The following is a 17,359-nucleotide window of genomic DNA, read 5'->3' as shown; positions in this document are numbered from 1 at the left end:
AAAAAGACCCCGCTCAGCCAGGCCGAGCGGGGTCTTTTTGTGTGTGCTATCGCTTACGGACGCTTGCGATTGCTGATCAGAGTGCCAACGCCAGTATCGGTGAAGATCTCCAGCAGGATGGCATTCGGCACCCGACCGTCGATGATCAGCGAACTGCCGACCCCGCCCTGGACTGCTTCCAGCGCACAGCGAATCTTCGGCAGCATGCCACCGTAGATCGTGCCGTCCGCGATCAGCTCGTCGACCTGTTGGGTTGTCAGGCCGGTGAGGACCGTGCCCGATTTGTCCATCAGGCCCGCGATGTTGGTCAGCAGCATCAGCTTCTCGGCCTTCAGCGCTTCGGCCACCTTGCCGGCCACCAGGTCAGCATTGATGTTGTAAGACTCGCCGTTGGCACCGACGCCGATAGGGGCGATCACCGGGATGAAATCGCCTTTGACCAGCAGGTTCAGCAAGTCGGTGTTGATCCCGACGACTTCGCCTACCTGGCCGATGTCGATGATTTCCGGTTGGGTCATCTCCGGCGTCTGGCGGGTGACGGTGAGTTTCTTCGCACGAATCAGCTCGGCGTCTTTACCGGTCAGGCCGATAGCGCTGCCGCCATGACGGTTGATCAGATTGACGATGTCCTTGTTGACCTGCCCGCCGAGGACCATCTCAACAACGTCCATGGTTTGCGCGTCGGTCACGCGCATGCCATCGATGAAGTGGCTCTCGATCGACAGACGCTTGAGCAGATCGCCGATTTGCGGGCCGCCGCCATGCACGACCACCGGGTTGATACCTACGGCTTTCATCAGCACGATGTCGCGGGCGAAGCCGGTTTTCAGCTCCTCGCTCTCCATCGCGTTGCCGCCGTATTTGATCACCAGCGTCTTGCCGACATAGCGGCGGATGTAAGGCAACGCTTCGGACAGGACCTTGGCGGTATTGGCGGCGGCTTCGCGTTCGAGGGTCATTCAGGGCTCCGGCACTTCGATAAATGGCGCTTCAATAAATCAAAACGGTAGTTGGAGATCAGGTGCAACACGCTTCAGCTGGACTTTGAATACGTCCTTGATGCGCTGCAGTTCAGCCTCGTCATCGGCCTCGAAGCGCAGCACCAGCACCGGTGTGGTATTGGATGCGCGCACCAGGCCCCAGCCTTTGGCGTAGTCGACTCGCACGCCGTCGATGGTGGTCAGGTCGGCGCCTTCACCCCACTTCGCGTCGTGCAATGCATCAATGATGCTGAATTTGCTCTCTTCGGTCACATGGATATTGATTTCAGGCGTGGAAATATCGTTCGGGAAGGTCGCGAACAGCTCTTCCGCCGTGGATTTTTCCTTGCTGAGGATCTCCAGCAGACGCGCGGCGCTGTAGATGCCGTCGTCAAAACCGAACCAGCGCTCCTTGAAGAAGATGTGCCCGCTCATTTCACCGGCCAACAGGGCGCCGGTTTGTTTCATTTTCTTTTTGATCAACGAATGACCGGTCTTCCACATTAACGGACGACCGCCATACTCCTTGATCAGCGGCGTCAGGCGACGGGTGCATTTGACGTCGAAGATGATCTCGGCGTCAGGGTTGCGCTCCAGCACGTCGCGGGCAAACAGCATCAACAGGCGGTCCGGATAGACGATGCTGCCGGTGTTGGTCACTACGCCAACGCGGTCGCCATCGCCGTCGAAAGCCAGGCCCAGGTCGGCGTTGGTTTCCTTGACCTTGGCGATCAGGTCGATGAGGTTTTCAGGCTTGCCCGGGTCCGGATGGTGGTTCGGGAAGTTGCCGTCTACTTCGCAGAACAGCGGGATCACTTCACAGTTCAGCGCTTCGATCAGTTGCGGGGCGATCACGCCGGCGGCGCCATTACCGCAGTCCACGACAACTTTCAGGCGGCGGGCCAGCTTGATGTCCTGGACGATTTCGGTGTTGTAGCGATCGAGAATTTCGACCTGGGTGATGCTGCCTTTGCCGCTGGTCAGGTTGTTGGTCTTGAGGCGGTCATGCAGGGCCTGGATTTGCTCGTTGGCCAGGGTATCGCCAGCGATGACGATCTTGAAGCCGTTGTAGTTCGACGGGTTATGGCTACCCGTCAGCATTACTCCGGATTTGCCAGCCAGTACGTTGGCTGCGTAGTACAGCGCAGGCGTCGGTACCAGGCCTACGTCGCTGACGTGGCAGCCGCTGTCAGCCAGGCCCTTGATCAATTGTTCGACCAACTCAGGGCCCGACAGGCGACCATCGCGGCCGACCGAAACATTGGGCTCGTTTTGCGCCAGGCTCTGGGCTCCGATGGCGCGGCCGAGCCAATAAGCGGTCTCAGCGTTGAGAAATTCCGGGACAGTGCCGCGAATGTCGTAGGCGCGGAAAATGCTGTCGGGGAATTTCGGTGCGACTTGGGCTGGGTTGCTCATCTGTAGAAATGCTCCATCTCGAAAGTGGCTGGACTGGCCTGCGAAATATTCGTTGGCCGGTTCAAACTGAAGGGTATGACGGCGTTTTCCACAGAGAGTTCGTGGTGCGAAAAGGCCATGACCGCGCTATCAGAGAGCATTTGGCCGGCCAATCCCTTGATATTCAGTGGTAAACCTTCCCAATGACGGCTGCAATTTGTGTCGAAGGAGCTGGCTTTCGCCTCCCCCTGTAGGAGCTGCCGAAGGCTGCGATCTTTTGATTTTGCTGTTTAAGATCAAGATCAAAAGATCGCAGCCTTCGGCAGCTCCTACGGGGGAGGGCTTCAGCGGATCAGTGGCTACCCGAGTGACCGAACCCGCCAGCGCCGCGTTCGGTTTCCACGAATTCTTCAACCATTTCGAAGTGCGCCTGAACCACGGGCACCAGAACCAATTGGGCCAGGCGTTCGCCCACTACCATGTTGAAATCGGTCTGGCCGCGGTTCCAGCAGGACACCATCAGTGGGCCCTGGTAGTCGGAGTCGATCAGACCGACCAGATTGCCCAGCACGATGCCGTGCTTATGGCCCAGCCCGGAGCGCGGCAGAATCAGTGCCGCGAGGCCCGGATCGCCGATATAGACCGACAGGCCCGTAGGAATCAGCAGGGTTTCGCCCGGCTTGATGACGGTGTCCTGTTCCAGCATGGCGCGCAGGTCCAGGCCGGCGGAGCCTGGTGTGGCGTACTGCGGCAGCGGAAATTCGGTACCGATGCGGGGGTCGAGGATCTTGGCTTGCAAAGCGTGCATGTAAATTAAACCTGATTCAGACGTTCGGCGATAAAAGTGATCAGCTGACGAGCAATCTTGCTCTTGCTGGTCTGGGCGAAAAGTGTGGCATGGAGCTCGCGATCGATCACGCTGCAGGCGTTTTCTTCGCTGTTGAAGCCGATGCTCGGGTTCGCAACGTCGTTGGCGACGATCAAATCGAGGTTCTTGTCCTTGAGTTTGCGCGCGGCGTAATCGAGCAGGTGTTCGGTCTCGGCGGCGAAACCGACACTGAATGGTCGATCGGTGCGGGTGGCAATCGAGGCCAGAATGTCTGGATTGCGCACCATTTGTAGTAACAAGCCGTCGCCGCTCGTAGGATCTTTCTTAAGTTTTTGTGGTGCGACTACCTCGGGTCGGTAGTCCGCTACTGCTGCCGAGGCGATGAACAGGTCGCAGGGGATCGCCGCTTCACAGGCCGCGAGCATGTCGCGGGCGCTGACCACATCGATTCGGGTCACGCGATCAGGGGTTGGCAGGTGCACCGGGCCGGTGATCAGGGTTACCCGAGCCCCCGCTTCGACGGCCGCTTCAGCCAGTGCAAAGCCCATTTTGCCCGAGCTGTGGTTGGTGATGTAGCGCACCGGGTCGATGTTTTCCTGAGTCGGGCCAGCGGTAATCAGCACGTGCTTGCCGGTTAATGCCTGGCGCTGGAAGCAGTCCGCCGCGCACTGTACAAGGTCGTTGGCTTCGAGCATCCGTCCCATGCCGACGTCGCCACAGGCCTGGCTGCCCGAGGCGGGGCCGAAGACTTTCAGGTCGCGGCTTTCCAGAAGTTGCAGGTTGCTCTGGGTCGCAGGGTCACGCCACATGGCCTGGTTCATGGCCGGGGCAACGGCCACCACAGCGTCGGTGGCCAGCACCAGTGTGGTCAGCAAATCATCGGCAATGCCCTGGGCCAGGCGCGCGATCAGGTCCGCCGTGGCGGGGGCGATCAGCACCAGGTCGGCCCATTTGGCCAGTTCGATGTGGCCCATCGCCGCTTCGGCTGCGGGGTCCAGCAGATCCAGGTGCACCGGATGGCCGGACAGGGCCTGCATGGTCAACGGTGTGATGAACTCACTGCCACCACGGGTCATGACCACGCGCACTTCGGCGCCCTGGTCGATCAGTCGGCGAACCAGCTCGGCGCTCTTGTAGGCAGCGATGCCGCCGCCGACGCCCAGAACAATGCGTTTCCGATACAGCCGCTGCATAGGTCAGCCTTTCAATTCGTTGGTGACTGCATGGCGAAACCCCCTCCCCAGGGATGAATTCGCCCGCAAAAAAGATGGGCTAAGATATCACAGCGACCGCTATGGAACAGCGGCGCCCACAGACAGGGAGGTGCTATGAGTATTCGTGATTGGCCGGCGGCCGAGCGACCCCGGGAAAAGCTGCTTGAGCAGGGCTCGGCGAGCCTTTCGGATGCAGAGTTGCTGGCCATATTTTTGAGAACAGGTGCAGCGGGCAAAAGCGCCGTGGACCTGGCGCGTCACCTGCTGGGCAAGTTTGGCAGCCTGCGGGCGTTACTGGAGGCCGATCAGCCGGCGTTCAGTGCGGAATTGGGGCTGGGGCCGGCAAAATTTGCGCAACTGCAGGCGGTGCAGGAAATGAACCGGCGGCATCTGGCGGAACGGTTGCGTGTGCGTTCGGCGCTGGAAAACCCCCAGGCCGTTCGCGATTATCTGAAATCGATGCTGCGCCACGAGCAACAGGAAGTGTTCGGTTGTCTGTTTTTGGACTCGCGGCACCAGGTGCTGACCTTCGAAGCGTTGTTTCGCGGCTCCATCGACAGTACCGCCGTCCATCCCCGGGAGGTGGTCAAGCGCGCACTGGCCAACAACGCCGCTGCGCTCATCCTGTGCCACAACCATCCCTCGGGCAACGCCGCCCCCAGCCAGGCGGACCGCCAGCTGACCAGGCGGCTGCAGGAGGCCCTGCAGCTGATTGATGTGCGGATACTCGATCATTTCATCGTGGGCGATGGGGATCCGTTGTCGATGGCCGAGTACGGCTGGATGTAGTGGCGCTAAACCCTGTGGGAGCTGGCTTGCCAGCGATAGCGTCAGTTCAGTCAGCGAATTCATGCCTGATCCACCGCCATCACTGGCAAGCCTGCTCCCACGGGGTGTGCGGTGGTGCGGTTACTTCACGCTTACCTTCGAATAATCCTGGCGACCAAACGGGCTCACCGAATACCCCTCGACGTTTTTGCGCAGCAAGGCAAAGGCGGTGGGGTGCGCCAGTGGCAGCCAGAGAGCCTGTTGCTGGATTTGCGCCTGGGCCTGTTCATACAGCTTGGTGCGCACACCCTGCTCGGACGTGGTCTTGCCGGCGCTGATCAGCTTGTCCAGGTCCTGGTTGCAGTAGCGGGCAAAGTTGGTGCCGGACTTGACCGCCGCGCAGGAAAACTGCGGTGTCAGGAAGTTGTCCGGATCGCCGTTGTCACCCGCCCAGCCCATGAACAGCAGGTCATGCTCGCCCGCCTTGGCGCGTCGGATGACCTCGCCCCATTCGATCACGCGAATCTCGGCCTGGATGCCAATTTCCGCCAGGTCCGACTGCAGCATCTGCGCGCCGAGACTTGGGTTGGGGTTCAGCAGGCTGCCGGAAGGGCGGGTCCAGATGGTGGTCTGGAAGCCGTCCTTGAGCCCGGCCTTGGCCATCAATGCCTTGGCCTTCGCAATGTCGTGGGCGTAGCCCGGCAAGCCTTTGGCGTAACTCCAGGTATTAGGCGGGTAGGGCCCGGCGGCGGGTTCGGCCGTGTCTTCGAACACCGCCTTGACGTAATTGGCCTTGTCGAAGGCGAGGTTGATCGCCTGGCGCACTTCAACCTTGTCCAGCGGCGGATGCTGGCTGTTGATGGCGACGAATGCCGTCATGAAGGCGTCGGTCTTTTCCACTTTAAGGGTCGGCTCTTTCAGCGCGGCCTGTACGTCCAGCGGTTTGGGTGACAGGGCGATCTGGCACTCGTTGCGGCGCAGCTTCTGCAGGCGAACGTTGGCGTCCGGGGTGATGGCAAATATCAGCGGATCAACCGAGGGCTTGCCACGGAAGTAATCCGGGTTGGCCTTGTAGCGAATGGAGGCGTCTTTCTGAAAGCGCGTGAAGACGAACGGGCCGCTGCCGATGGGCTGACTGTTGAGCTTCTCCGGCGTGCCGGCTTTCATCAGCTTGTCCGCGTACTCGGCGGAATAGATCGAAGCGAAGCCCATGCTCAGGGTCGGCAGGAAGGTCGAATCCGGGTGGTCGAGGGTGAAGCGCACTGTAAGCGGGTCCAGCGCATCGATCTTCTTGATCAGCGCCGGCAGTTGCATCGACTGTGCATGCGGGAAGCCGCTCTGCGCCACTTTGTGCCAAGGGTTTGCCGGGTCCAGCATGCGATCGAAACTGAACTTCACATCTTCGGCAGTCAGCTCCCGGGTGGGCGTGAAATAGTCGGTGCGGTGGAATTTCACCTGAGGATGTAATTTGAACACGTAGCTCAGGCCGTCCGCAGAAACTTCCCAGCTGTCGGCAAGGCCCGCAACCACTTTGCCGCTGGCCGTATCGAAGTCCACCAGGCGATTCATCAGCACATCGGCTGATGCATTGGTGGTGGTCAGCGAGTTGTATTGCACCACGTCGAACCCTTCAGGGCTGGCCTCGGTGCAGACGCTCAGGGCCGCAGCCATGGCGTGCGGGGCCAGCAGGAGAGGGGCGAGCAACAACGGTAGGGCAGCGAGGCGCATGGTCGGTTTCCTTTACAGATCGAAGGCCCATCTGCAAGTGCAGTCTGGAAAAGGCTTACCCTAGATGGCTCCTTTGCAAATGACTATCCCCATTTTCATTTTAGGGAGACTATGTGCGACTGATTTCCGTGTGCGGCGATCTGTGAAACCGCGAAACGGGCCGTCGGCTGATTCTCTGCGACGAGCGGTCAATATCCGCCACAGCCTTTATCCAAGGCGCTCAAAGCCTGAAAAACACGGTTTTTATCGGCTCAAGGCACACGGAATGTTGTTGCTCTGCGGTCTTTCTGGTATAAAGCAGCGCTCTTTTCTAGGGGCCCGGTTCCTTCACTTGTAGGTGTAGCCGGTAAGACCCTTAAAGAAACGCGGCGCCTGGCGCCAAATGACTGAGAGATTAAGCGGCCAACCCATGCCGGGTTGGGCATGTGGTTTTAGAGGGCTGAGGCATGTCGAGAGTCTGTCAAGTTACCGGTAAGGGTCCGGTGACTGGGAATAACATTTCCCACGCAAATAACAAAACCCGTCGTCGTTTCCTGCCGAACCTGCAGCATCACCGCTTCTGGGTTGAAGAAGAGAAACGTTTCGTGCGTCTGCGCGTATCTGCCAAAGGCATGCGCATCATCGACAAGCGTGGCATCACTGTCGTGCTGGCCGAAATCCGCGCCGCTGGCAAGATCTAAGGGAGCTAATCATGCGTGAATTGATTCGTTTGATTTCGAGCGCCGGTACTGGTCACTTCTACACTACCGACAAGAACAAGCGTACTACTCCGGACAAAATCGAGATCAAGAAATTTGATCCGGTTGTTCGCAAGCACGTGATCTACAAAGAAGGCAAAATCAAGTAATTGATTTTCTCTCTCTTACGAAAAAGGCCCCTATCGCGAGATACGGGCCTTTTTTGTTGCCTTACCATAGGCAGCCTGAATCCTCAGGCCTTCTGTTCGAACGCTACGTAGATCTTGCGGCACGGCTCCAGCACCTCCCAGGTGCCTTTGAAGCCTGCCGGGATGACAAAACGATCTCCCGCACGCACGGTTTTGCTGTTGCCGTCATTGTCGCGCAGCACTGAAACGCCTTGAACGATTTCGCAGTACTCGTGTTCGGTGAAATTCACCAGCCACTGGCCAACTGCACCCTCCCACACACCTGCACTCAGCTGGCCGCAAGGGCTGTTGTAGTGGTTGTACACGGCTTGCTCGGGATCGCCCTTGAGGATTCTGGCGTCGTCCGGCCGATAGCGATCGGGCTGGATGTCGGCCTGGCTGAAATCGGCGATGTCCTGGATGTTCATTGTTGTAATCCCCAGTGATTGCGTTGGAAAGCCCGAAGTCTATGTTTATTAAAATGAACATCGCAAGGCCGTTTGCCGGCCTTATGTCAAATATATTGAAACTTCACCTGCCGCTGGTTTAGGGTGGCGGTTGCCTTGGGCCGAACATGCGGGATGGCCGGGCGGAATTCCTGAGAACGTCCGCGAAGAACGCAGGGCGCTCGTATTCAACAAGAGGAGGACACTCGTATGACCACCCTGACTCGTGCCGATTGGGAACAACGGGCTCGCGATCTGAAGATCGAAGGCCGTGCCTACATCAATGGTGAATACACCGATGCGGTCTCTGCCGAGACCTTCGAGTGCATCAGCCCGGTAGATGGCCGCCTGCTGGGCAAGATCGCCAGCTGTGACGCCGCCGACGCCCAGCGCGCTGTTGAAAACGCTCGCGCCACTTTCAATTCCGGTGTGTGGTCGCGCCTGGCGCCGACCAAACGCAAAGCCACCATGATTCGTTTTGCCGGCTTGCTTAAACAGCACGCCGAAGAGTTGGCCCTGCTTGAAACCCTGGACATGGGCAAGCCGATCAGCGATTCCCTGCACATCGACGTTCCTGGCGCGGCGCAAGCCCTGAGCTGGAGCGGTGAAGCCATCGACAAGATCTACGACGAAGTCGCTGCCACTCCGCACGATCAACTGGGTCTGGTCACTCGTGAGCCGGTTGGCGTTGTCGGTGCCATCGTGCCGTGGAACTTCCCCCTGATGATGGCCTGCTGGAAGCTCGGCCCGGCGTTGTCCACCGGTAACTCGGTGATTCTCAAGCCGTCCGAAAAATCGCCGCTGACTGCCATCCGCATCGCGGCGCTGGCCGTTGAGGCCGGTATTCCCAAAGGCGTGCTGAACGTCCTGCCGGGCTACGGTCATACCGTCGGCAAGGCGCTGGCCCTGCACAACGATGTCGACACGCTGGTGTTCACCGGTTCGACCAAGATTGCCAAGCAGCTGCTGATCTACTCGGGCGAGTCGAACATGAAGCGCGTATGGCTGGAAGCGGGCGGCAAGAGCCCCAACATCGTTTTCGCCGATGCCCCGGACCTGCAAGCCGCTGCCGAGTCGGCGGCTGGCGCCATCGCTTTCAACCAGGGAGAAGTTTGCACCGCCGGTTCGCGCCTGCTGGTCGAGCGTTCGATCAAGGACAAGTTCCTGCCGCTGGTGATCGAGGCGCTGAAGACCTGGAAGCCGGGCAACCCGCTGGACCCTGCGACCAACGTCGGTGCGCTGGTAGATACCCAGCAAATGAACACCGTGCTGTCCTACATCGAATCCGGTCATGCCGACGGCGCCAAACTGGTGGCGGGCGGCAAGCGAATCCTTCAGGAAACCGGTGGTACTTACGTTGAACCGACGATTTTCGACGGCGTGAGCAATGCGATGAAAATCGCCCAGGAAGAGATCTTCGGCCCAGTGCTGTCGGTCATCACCTTCGACAGCGCCGAGGAAGCGGTGCAAATCGCCAACGACACGCCGTACGGCCTGGCTGCAGCGGTATGGACTGCGGACATCTCCAAGGCACACCTGACCGCCAAGGCGTTGCGTGCCGGTAGCGTCTGGGTCAACCAATATGACGGCGGCGACATGACCGCGCCGTTCGGCGGCTTCAAGCAATCGGGTAATGGTCGCGACAAATCGCTGCATGCGTTCGACAAGTACACCGAGTTGAAGGCGACCTGGATCAAGCTGTAAGTCTGTGTGGAGCCTGATGACCTATCGGGCTCTTGAACGACTCTGATCCCCTGTGGGAGCGGGCTTGCCCGCGATAGCAATCTGACAGCCAACCCATGTTGAATGTCAGGGCGCCATCGCGGGCAAGCCCGCTCCCACAGTGTTTTGTGTTGTTAGTTAAAAATAATATCCACAGGAGCGTGGACCATGCGTTGGGCGACGTATTTCGCCGTGTTGGCGTCTGTCTTGAGTGTTGGCCTGGCCCTGGGCGTCAGCATGCCGCTGGTGTCGTTTCGCCTGGAAAGCTGGGGATATGGGTCTTTTGCGATCGGTGTGATGGCGGCAATGCCGGCGATCGGCGTGTTGCTGGGGGCGAAGATTTCCAGTCACTTGGCAGCGCGTTTCGGCACGGCCAACCTGATGCGTCTTTGCCTGTGGGCGGGGGCGCTGTCCATTGGCTTGCTGGCGTTGTTGCCGAGTTATCCGGTATGGCTGGCGTTGCGGCTGATGATCGGGGTGATCCTGACCCTGGTGTTTATCCTCGGTGAAAGCTGGATCAATCAGCTGGTTATCGAGCAATGGCGCGGACGCCTGGTCGCGCTGTATGGCAGCGCCTATGCGTTGAGCCAGCTGGCCGGCCCGTTGCTGCTGGGGGCCGTAGGCACCGATCATGATTACGGATTCTGGGTCGGGGTCGCCCTGCTGATGATTGCGCCGTTGTTGTTGCTGGGCCGCAGCGGGGCACCCAGCAGCGAAGCGTGCAGTGTGACTTTCAGGGACTTGTTGGGTTTTTGCCGCGGTTTGCCGGCGATCGCCTGGGCGGTGTCGCTGTTTGCAGCGTTTGAAGCGATGATTTTGACCTTGCTACCGGTTTATTGCCTGCGTCAGGGCTTCACCACGGAAATCGCCCTGGCGATGGTCAGTACGGTGGTGGTGGGGGATGCACTGCTGCAGTTGCCGATCGGTGCACTGGCGGATCGGTTGTCCAGGCGCACGCTGTTTACCGGGTGTGCGGTGATCCTGCTGGTGTCGAGCCTGGCGATTCCGTTCCTGATCGACACCCTGCTGATCTGGCCATTGTGGGTGCTGTTTGGCGCGAGCGCGGGCGGCTTGTTCACCTTGTCGCTGATCCTCATTGGCGAGCGCTATCGGGACGATGCGCTGGTGCGCGCCAATGCGCATATTGCCCAGTTGTGGGGGATCGGCTGTCTGGTCGGGCCACTGGTTGCCGGGGCCGGCAGCCAGTGGATCAGTGGTCATGCGTTGCCGCTGTTGATGGCAGCAGGAGCGTTCGGGTTGGTGATTCTGCTGTCGCGGCAGGGGGCGTTTGGTGCCGTGCAACCGGCTTAGATCAAAAGATCGTCCGAACGCGGCCCGAGCCTTCGGCAGCTCCTACAGGAAATTGCATTTTCAATCGCAGGAGCTGCCGAAGGCTGCGATTTTTTGCCGTTCTACAACATCCGCTCCAGGCCTACGGCCGTGCTGAACCATGCATTGAAGCGACGCCACCAGCTGCCAGGTTCTTTGGTCAGCACGTGCATCTTGCCGTCATCTTCGGTCACCCAGACGATCTGATCGTCCTGCAGTTTCACCTGGTAACTCAAGGCCGGCGCCATGCCCTCCAGCGCCGATTTGCGCACATGCGCAGCGAGTTCAGGGCTGTCGACCAGTACGCCGACTTCGGTATTCCACAGCACCGAGCGCGGGTCGAAGTTGAAGGATCCGATAAACGACTTCTGCTGATCGAAAATGATCGCCTTGCTGTGCAGGCTGGAGTCGGAGCCGCGGTAGGACTTGCTGGAGAAAATGTGTGGGCCGCTACCGCCGCCTTCGCCCGGCTGACGGCGTAACTCGAACAACTTCACGCCGTGTTCAAGCAACGCTCGGCGGTACGGCGCGTAGCCGCCGTGCACCGCCGGCACATCGGTGGCTTCCAGTGAGTTGGTGAGCAAGGTCACCGAGACGCCCGCATCGGCCCGACCGGTCAGGTATACAAGGCCCGGCTGGCCCGGCACGAAGTAAGCCGAAATCAGGATCAGCTCCTTGCTCACCCCGTTCAATTCCGGCGCCAACTGAGTGGTCAGCAGCAGCTGCGGATCTGGCTCGCCTTTTGCCAACACCTTGCTTGGCGCATCCCACAGCGCCTGGTTCCAGGCCCAAATCAGCTCCCGGCGCCAGATGTCCATGCGCGGATCGGTGTTGTAGGTCATCAAATGCTGGTAGAGCGCGTGATTCTGCTTGCGGGTTTCTTCCAGGGATTGCTCAAGCCGGGTGCGGGTGTCTTGCAGGTCTTTGTGCGTCGGCCGGCTCGACAGGAACTGGTCGATCGGTTTGCTCAGCGCGCTGTTCCAGTACTGATCGAAGCTGTGCCCCAGCTGTTCGGCCACCGGGCCGACGCTGAGCATGTCGATGTCGGTGAAATTGAGGTTGGGCTCGGCGTCGAAGTATTCATCGCCCAGATTGCGCCCGCCGACGATGGCCACGCTGTTGTCCGCCAGCCACAGCTTGTTGTGCATGCGTCGGTGCTGTTGCGAAAGGTTGAACAGGCGGCCCATGTTGCGCGTCACGCCCGTGGAGCGGCCCAGGTGGAGCGGGTTGAACAGGCGGATCTGAATGTGCTCGTGCGCCGCCAGGGTCGCGATCACCCAGTCCAGACCATCACTGGTGGTGTCGTCGAGAAGGATTCTGACCCGCACACCACGGTCTGCCGCCTTGAGCAGCTCTTCGATCAGCATTCGCGTGCTGATACCGTCGTGGACGATGTAGTACTGCAGGTCGAGGCTGCTCTGGGCATTGCGGATCAGCTCTGCGCGCGCCATGAACGCTTCACTGCTGTTGGACAGCAGGCGAAAACCTGACCTGCCTTCATGAGGTGCTGCCTGGGCCTGGATCGACCGGCCGAACGCCGAATCGCTCGCGGGCAGGGCCTGGCTGGGTTCGCGTGTCACATCCAGGCTGGCGCAGCCTCCCAGGAGCGAGGCGAGGAGCACAAGAGCGAGCAGGGGGTGTCTGACTCTCACGTAGGATCGATCCGATTGGCGGCTGGGGACGGCATATGGACGCTGGTTTAGGCAGAAAGGTCAGTCGTGGATGTGATCAGTTTCCGCCAGCAGCCTGATCGCCGCCGCGCCGACCTTTCGCACCGCTTCTTCGATGAGCGGTGTTGGTTTGGCAGCGTAATTCATCCGCAGGCAATTACGGTATTTGCCGGAGGCGGAGAAAATGCTGCCCACGGCAATCTGTACGCCCTGATCGTGCAAGGCGCGATTCAGTTTCAGGGTGTCGAAGCCGTCCGGCAACTCGACCCACAGCATGAAACTGCCTTGCGGCCGGCTGGCGCGAGTGCCCGCAGGGAAGTAGCGCGTAACCCAGTCGATCATGAGGTCGCGGTTGCGTTGGTATTGGCTGCGCATGCGGCGCAGATGCGGCTCGAAATGCCCGGACTTGAGAAATTCGGCGATGGCGATCTGTGGCTGCGGCGCCGTAGAACCGGTGCTGATGTATTTCATGTGGAGCACCCTTTCCAGATACCGTCCGGGCGCTACCCAGCCAATGCGCAGACCCGGCGCCAGGGTCTTGGAGAAGGAACTGCACAGCAGGACGCGGCCGTCTTCATCGAAGGATTTGATGGTGCGCGGTCGCGGGTAGGTGTAGGAAAGTTCGCCATACACATCGTCCTCGATAATTGCCACGTCGAAGCGCTGGGCGAGCGTCAGCAATGCGCGTTTACGCGACTCCGGCATGATGTAGCCCAGCGGGTTATTGCAGTTGGGGGTCAACTGTATGACCTTGATTGGCCACTGTTCCAATGCCAGTTCCAGCGCATCCAGGCTGATCCCGGTGATAGGGTCAGTCGGGATTTCAAGGGCCTTCATGCCCAGGCCCTTGAGGGTTTGCATGGCGCCATGAAAACTCGGCGAATCCACCGCCACAATGTCTCCCGGCTCGCAAATCGCCCGGATACTGGTGGATAACGCTTCATGGCAGCCAGTGGTGACGACCAGATCGCTGGCGCTTAGCTGACAGCCGGAATCGAGCATCAGCCGTGCAATCTGTTCGCGCAGCTCGAGTGTGCCGTGGATGTTGTCGTAATACAGGCCGGGCATGTCCTGGCTCCGGCTGATGCGTGCAAGGTTGCGCAGTAACGGTTTCATGGTCGGGGTGGTGATGTCGGGCATGCCACGCCCCAGTTGCACCACATCCTTGCGCGGTACTGCGCGAATCAGCTCCAGCACTTGGTCCCACTGGGAAATATCCACCGGCCGCTGCGCCGGCCGGCCTACCGCTGGCAGCTCCGGAAGCTCCCGGCTGGCGGGCACAAAGTAGCCCGACTTGGGCTTGGGCATCGCCAGGCCACTGTCCTCGAGGACGCGATAAGCCTGTTGAACCGTGCTCAGGCTCACCCCGTGCTCGACACTCAGCGCCCGCACCGAAGGCAGCCTATCGCCGGGGCGATAGAAGCCCTGTTCAATACGCGTGCCGAGCAATTCGGCAAGGTTGACGTAGAGGGTCATGGCGCAGTCTCGCTATGGATTGTTCGGTCGACCAGTACAGATCAGCTGAAATTCGACAATTCAGAGCCAATTCGTCCAATCTGTATGGATTTAATACCCAAAGTTTGGATCTGTCACGGTTTTGCTCGTCCGCGCATCATCAAACCTCTTGCTACCCAAGTAAACAGGAGTCAACACGATGAACGGCTTAAGCGATGTGCGGCTGACGTTACACAGTCAGGAACTGGCGAAAGGGCAGGAAAACGGCACGCGCGAGGCGAACATGCGCAACGCGCCGTCCGGCCTGAGTCGCTGGGATCTGTTCTGGCATCGTCTGCACACGCGCAAGGCGTTGCTGGGACTTTCGGCGGAGCAGCTTCGGGATATCGGGCTGAGTCCGGAGCAGGCGCGGGAGGAGGGGCTCAAACCGTTTTGGCGGATCTGAGATGTGCACTGTTCTCATCGGCCTCATCGCGGGCAAGCCTTGCTCCCACAGGTATGGAGTCAATCACATAATTGTCGCCGAACCTCTGGGAGCAAGGCTCGCCCGCGATGAGGGCCGAAAGTACACAGACAAATGATCAGACCAACTCTTTCAGCCGATGCCACAACATTCCCAACGCCAGCAACGGCGAACGCAAATGCTTGCCGCCAGGGAACGTCATGTGCGGCACCTTGGCAAACAGATCGAACCCACCCCCCTGCTGGCCGCTGATGGCCTCGGCGAGCAGCTTGCCCGCCAGGTGGGTCGCGTTCACCCCATGACCCGAATAGGCCTGGGCGTAATACACGTTCGGCTGATCCTTGAGCCGGCCTATTTGCGGCAGGCGGTTGGCACCGATGCCAATCATGCCGCCCCATTGATAATCGATCTTCACGCTCCCCAACTGTGGGAAGACCTCGAGCATCTTCGGTCGCATGTAAGCCGCGATGTCGCCTGGATCGCGCCCCGAGTAATGGCAGGCGCCGCCAAACAGCAGGCGCCGATCCGCCGAGAGCCGGTAGTAGTCCAGCGCCACCCGTTGATCACACACCGCCATGTTCTGCGGCAGCAGTGAATGAGCCTGCTCTTCGCTCAGGGGTTCGGTGGCGATGATGTAGCTGCCCGCAGGCAGCACTTTGCCGCTGAGTTCAGGGTTGAGACCGTTGAGGTAGGCGTTGCATCCCAGGACCAGGGTCTTGGCGCGGACAGAACCGTGGAGCGTGTGGACTTTGACTTGCGGGCCATACTCGATGCGGGTCACCGCCGACTGCTCAAACAACCGGGCGCCCAATTGCTGCGCGGCAGCCGCTTCGCCGAGCGCCAGGTTGAGCGGGTGCAGATGCCCGGAGCCCATATCGATGAGGCCGCCCACATACCGATTGGAGCCCACCACCGTGTGCATTTCTTCGGCTTGTAACAGCCGGGTTTCGTAGCGATAACCTAGCTCATGCAACTCGGCGGCATCTTCGGCGAAACCTTGCAGATCACCGGGCTTGTTGGCGAGGTCGCAATAACCCCAGGTCAGGTCGCACGGAATCTGGAAGCGTTCGACCCGCTGGCGGACGATGTCCACCGCCTCCAGGCCCATGAGTTTCATCTGGCGCACGCCGTCGGCGCCGATCACGTTGGCGAACTGGTCGATCCCGTGGCCCACTCCGCGAATCAGCTGCCCGCCGTTGCGGCCACTGGCTCCCCAGCCAATCTTATGGGTTTCGAGCAGCACCACATTGAAGCCGCGCTCGGCCAATTCCAGTGCCGTGTTCAGCCCGGAGAAGCCCCCGCCAACCACGCAGACGTCAGCCAACACGTCGCCCTGCAACATCGGATGATCAGGTTGCGCCAGGCTGCTGGCGGCGTAGTAAGAGCGCGTGTGCTGGTGGCTCGCGACCGGTTGCTGAGCACGGGCATTCATGTGCGTGTTCCTGATTCGGGTGTCTGGAAAATTTGACCGAGCATAAGCCGGACCTTCAAGGCCGGGCAACACTGGTCGGCTCGCGCTGTCTGGATGGGCGCTTTTGCTGCACAATTGCGCTCTATTCCGCTGCTTTGGTCACTGTTTCGATGAGCTGCAACAGTCAGAAAATTCGCGCCCTGCGCCAGCAGATACCCTCGTTCGAGTGCGTGCCCGGCTGCCATGACTGCTGTGGGCCGGTGACCACCTCGCCGGAAGAAATGTCCCGCCTGCCGCGCAAGACCCGCGCCGAACAGGACGCGGCAATGGATGAGCTCAACTGTGTGCACCTGGGCCCGAATGGTTGCACGGTGTATGGCGAGCGGCCGCTGATCTGCCGGCTGTTTGGCACCACCAAAACCTTGCCGTGCCCCAATGGGCGTGGGCCTGTGGAGTTGATTCATCCACGGGTGGAGAAGCAGATTCATGAGTACATGGCGTCGACCCGACAGGTGCTGGTTTAAACGTCGAAAGTCAAAAGATCAATCCGGAATCGGCAAACACAGGCTCTCCTTCACCTCTTCCATCACGATGTAGCTCTTGGACTCGCGCACATGCGGCAGCTTGAGCAGGATGTCTCCCAGCAGTTTGCGGTACGAAGCCATCTCGGAAATCCGCGCCTTCACCAGATAGTCGAAATCTCCTGACACCAGGTGGCACTCCAGCACGTGCGGCAGTTTCAGCACGGCACGGCGAAACTCCTCGAATGTATCTCCGGATTTGTAGTCCAGGCTGATCTCGACGAACACCAGCAGGCTCCCCTTGAGGTGCTGCGGATTCAGGCGGGCGTTATAGCCCATGATGATCCCTTCGCGCTCCAGGCGCCGGACACGCTCGGTGCAGGGCGTAGTCGAGAGCCCGACCTTCTCCCCCAGCTCGGTAAACGAGATGCGCCCGTCCGCTTGGAGGATCCGCAGGATGTTGCGGTCGATCTTGTCCAGCTCACGTTTGGTCTGAGTGTTGGTACGCATAGGGGATGCGCCTCCGTGAAAAGGGTTTTTGCCGAGAATTGTCGCCAAATATA

16 protein-coding genes and 1 pseudogene are annotated in these 17,359 nt (G+C 60.0%); 7 read left to right on the top strand and 10 right to left on the bottom strand.

What is annotated here, in order from left to right:
- Window positions 1–53 precede the first annotated feature (53 nt).
- The 4 genes and pseudogenes from argB to coaBC all read right to left on the bottom strand — a co-directional run bounded on the left by argB (window position 54) and on the right by coaBC (window position 4,397).
- Complete coding sequence (gene argB, locus HYI44_RS04975) at window positions 54–959, bottom strand: acetylglutamate kinase (protein WP_045059191.1); 906 nt, start codon at window positions 957–959, stop codon at window positions 54–56.
- A 39-nt stretch (window positions 960–998) separates the two neighbouring features.
- Window positions 999–2,375, bottom strand: a pseudogene (locus HYI44_RS04970) (phosphomannomutase/phosphoglucomutase); the annotation flags it as partial.
- Window positions 2,376–2,727: 352 nt separating this feature from the next.
- Window positions 2,728–3,183 (bottom strand): dUTP diphosphatase, encoded by a 456-nt coding sequence (gene dut, locus HYI44_RS04965; RefSeq protein WP_225568893.1) that lies wholly within the window; start codon window positions 3,181–3,183, stop codon window positions 2,728–2,730.
- Between the two features lie 5 nt (window positions 3,184–3,188).
- The gene (coaBC, locus tag HYI44_RS04960; protein ID WP_122840988.1) at window positions 3,189–4,397 is read right to left on the bottom strand and encodes a bifunctional phosphopantothenoylcysteine decarboxylase/phosphopantothenate--cysteine ligase CoaBC; all 1,209 of its coding nucleotides are present in this window, start codon (window positions 4,395–4,397) and stop codon (window positions 3,189–3,191) included.
- A gap of 135 nt (window positions 4,398–4,532) precedes the next feature.
- Here coaBC and radC point away from each other — a divergent pair, with 135 nt between their 5' ends.
- A complete protein-coding gene (gene radC / locus HYI44_RS04955) occupies window positions 4,533–5,207 on the top strand; it encodes a RadC family protein (protein ID WP_122840989.1) in 675 nt (224 codons plus the stop codon).
- Between the two features lie 120 nt (window positions 5,208–5,327).
- Here radC and HYI44_RS04950 read toward each other — a convergent pair whose 3' ends face one another.
- Entirely contained in the window at window positions 5,328–6,914 is a 1,587-nt protein-coding gene (locus HYI44_RS04950; RefSeq protein ID WP_122840990.1) for an ABC transporter substrate-binding protein, read from the bottom strand.
- A 446-nt stretch (window positions 6,915–7,360) separates the two neighbouring features.
- Here HYI44_RS04950 and rpmB point away from each other — a divergent pair, with 446 nt between their 5' ends.
- A complete protein-coding gene (rpmB, locus tag HYI44_RS04945) occupies window positions 7,361–7,594 on the top strand; it encodes a 50S ribosomal protein L28 (RefSeq protein WP_003176907.1) in 234 nt (77 codons plus the stop codon).
- Window positions 7,595–7,605: 11 nt separating this feature from the next.
- On the top strand, window positions 7,606–7,761 hold the full coding sequence (rpmG, locus tag HYI44_RS04940) for a 50S ribosomal protein L33 (protein ID WP_007894709.1): 156 nt from the start codon (window positions 7,606–7,608) through the stop codon (window positions 7,759–7,761).
- An 83-nt stretch (window positions 7,762–7,844) separates the two neighbouring features.
- On the opposite strand, the gene HYI44_RS04935 is transcribed toward rpmG, so the two are convergent.
- Window positions 7,845–8,207, bottom strand: coding sequence for a cupin domain-containing protein (locus HYI44_RS04935; protein ID WP_045059184.1), 363 nt, complete (start codon window positions 8,205–8,207; stop codon window positions 7,845–7,847).
- Window positions 8,208–8,435: 228 nt separating this feature from the next.
- Here HYI44_RS04935 and HYI44_RS04930 point away from each other — a divergent pair, with 228 nt between their 5' ends.
- Both HYI44_RS04930 and HYI44_RS04925 read left to right on the top strand, forming a co-directional pair.
- Window positions 8,436–9,929, top strand: a complete 1,494-nt coding sequence (locus HYI44_RS04930; RefSeq protein WP_045059183.1) for an aldehyde dehydrogenase — start codon at window positions 8,436–8,438, stop codon at window positions 9,927–9,929.
- Window positions 9,930–10,115: 186 nt separating this feature from the next.
- On the top strand, window positions 10,116–11,258 hold the full coding sequence (locus HYI44_RS04925) for an MFS transporter (RefSeq protein ID WP_122840991.1): 1,143 nt from the start codon (window positions 10,116–10,118) through the stop codon (window positions 11,256–11,258).
- Between the two features lie 101 nt (window positions 11,259–11,359).
- On the opposite strand, the gene HYI44_RS04920 is transcribed toward HYI44_RS04925, so the two are convergent.
- Both HYI44_RS04920 and HYI44_RS04915 read right to left on the bottom strand, forming a co-directional pair.
- Entirely contained in the window at window positions 11,360–12,928 is a 1,569-nt protein-coding gene (locus tag HYI44_RS04920) for a phospholipase D family protein (RefSeq protein ID WP_225568892.1), read from the bottom strand.
- 60 nt (window positions 12,929–12,988) lie between these two features.
- Entirely contained in the window at window positions 12,989–14,422 is a 1,434-nt protein-coding gene (locus HYI44_RS04915; RefSeq protein WP_225568891.1) for a PLP-dependent aminotransferase family protein, read from the bottom strand.
- A gap of 178 nt (window positions 14,423–14,600) precedes the next feature.
- Between HYI44_RS04915 and HYI44_RS04910 the strand changes: the two genes are divergently transcribed.
- A complete protein-coding gene (locus HYI44_RS04910; RefSeq protein WP_122840994.1) occupies window positions 14,601–14,846 on the top strand; it encodes a DUF1127 domain-containing protein in 246 nt (81 codons plus the stop codon).
- A gap of 136 nt (window positions 14,847–14,982) precedes the next feature.
- Here the strand turns inward: HYI44_RS04910 and HYI44_RS04905 are convergent, their stop codons facing one another.
- The gene (locus tag HYI44_RS04905; RefSeq protein WP_225568890.1) at window positions 14,983–16,296 is read right to left on the bottom strand and encodes an NAD(P)/FAD-dependent oxidoreductase; all 1,314 of its coding nucleotides are present in this window, start codon (window positions 16,294–16,296) and stop codon (window positions 14,983–14,985) included.
- A gap of 149 nt (window positions 16,297–16,445) precedes the next feature.
- Here HYI44_RS04905 and HYI44_RS04900 point away from each other — a divergent pair, with 149 nt between their 5' ends.
- Window positions 16,446–16,799 (top strand): YkgJ family cysteine cluster protein, encoded by a 354-nt coding sequence (locus HYI44_RS04900; RefSeq protein WP_045059177.1) that lies wholly within the window; start codon window positions 16,446–16,448, stop codon window positions 16,797–16,799.
- A gap of 18 nt (window positions 16,800–16,817) precedes the next feature.
- Here the strand turns inward: HYI44_RS04900 and HYI44_RS04895 are convergent, their stop codons facing one another.
- Window positions 16,818–17,306 carry an Lrp/AsnC ligand binding domain-containing protein gene (locus tag HYI44_RS04895; RefSeq protein ID WP_010465173.1) on the bottom strand — a complete coding sequence of 163 codons (489 nt, stop codon included), beginning with the start codon at window positions 17,304–17,306 and terminating at the stop codon, window positions 16,818–16,820.
- Window positions 17,307–17,359 lie beyond the last annotated feature (53 nt).

Origin of the sequence: Pseudomonas sp. Y24-6 (genome assembly GCF_020295325.1) — a bacterium.
GTDB classification, from domain to species: Bacteria; Pseudomonadota; Gammaproteobacteria; order Pseudomonadales; family Pseudomonadaceae; genus Aquipseudomonas; species Aquipseudomonas gregormendelii.
This window is presented reverse-complemented; position numbering and strand designations above follow the sequence as displayed.

Excerpts from the sequence above, each read along its gene's own strand:
- HYI44_RS04910 (WP_122840994.1), top strand. The coding sequence starts at position 14,601 with ATGAACGGCTTAAGCGATGTGCGGCTGACGTTACACAGTCAGGAACTG.
- HYI44_RS04895 (WP_010465173.1), bottom strand. The coding sequence starts at position 17,306 with ATGCGTACCAACACTCAGACCAAACGTGAGCTGGACAAGATCGACCGC.
- rpmB (WP_003176907.1), top strand. The coding sequence starts at position 7,361 with ATGTCGAGAGTCTGTCAAGTTACCGGTAAGGGTCCGGTGACTGGGAAT.
- HYI44_RS04935 (WP_045059184.1), bottom strand. The coding sequence starts at position 8,207 with ATGAACATCCAGGACATCGCCGATTTCAGCCAGGCCGACATCCAGCCC.
- coaBC (WP_122840988.1), bottom strand. The coding sequence starts at position 4,397 with ATGCAGCGGCTGTATCGGAAACGCATTGTTCTGGGCGTCGGCGGCGGC.
- HYI44_RS04915 (WP_225568891.1), bottom strand. The coding sequence starts at position 14,422 with ATGACCCTCTACGTCAACCTTGCCGAATTGCTCGGCACGCGTATTGAA.
- HYI44_RS04930 (WP_045059183.1), top strand. The coding sequence starts at position 8,436 with ATGACCACCCTGACTCGTGCCGATTGGGAACAACGGGCTCGCGATCTG.
- HYI44_RS04950 (WP_122840990.1), bottom strand. The coding sequence starts at position 6,914 with ATGCGCCTCGCTGCCCTACCGTTGTTGCTCGCCCCTCTCCTGCTGGCC.
- HYI44_RS04900 (WP_045059177.1), top strand. The coding sequence starts at position 16,446 with ATGAGCTGCAACAGTCAGAAAATTCGCGCCCTGCGCCAGCAGATACCC.
- rpmG (WP_007894709.1), top strand. The coding sequence starts at position 7,606 with ATGCGTGAATTGATTCGTTTGATTTCGAGCGCCGGTACTGGTCACTTC.
- dut (WP_225568893.1), bottom strand. The coding sequence starts at position 3,183 with ATGCACGCTTTGCAAGCCAAGATCCTCGACCCCCGCATCGGTACCGAA.
- HYI44_RS04925 (WP_122840991.1), top strand. The coding sequence starts at position 10,116 with ATGCGTTGGGCGACGTATTTCGCCGTGTTGGCGTCTGTCTTGAGTGTT.
- HYI44_RS04905 (WP_225568890.1), bottom strand. The coding sequence starts at position 16,296 with ATGAATGCCCGTGCTCAGCAACCGGTCGCGAGCCACCAGCACACGCGC.
- radC (WP_122840989.1), top strand. The coding sequence starts at position 4,533 with ATGAGTATTCGTGATTGGCCGGCGGCCGAGCGACCCCGGGAAAAGCTG.
- argB (WP_045059191.1), bottom strand. The coding sequence starts at position 959 with ATGACCCTCGAACGCGAAGCCGCCGCCAATACCGCCAAGGTCCTGTCC.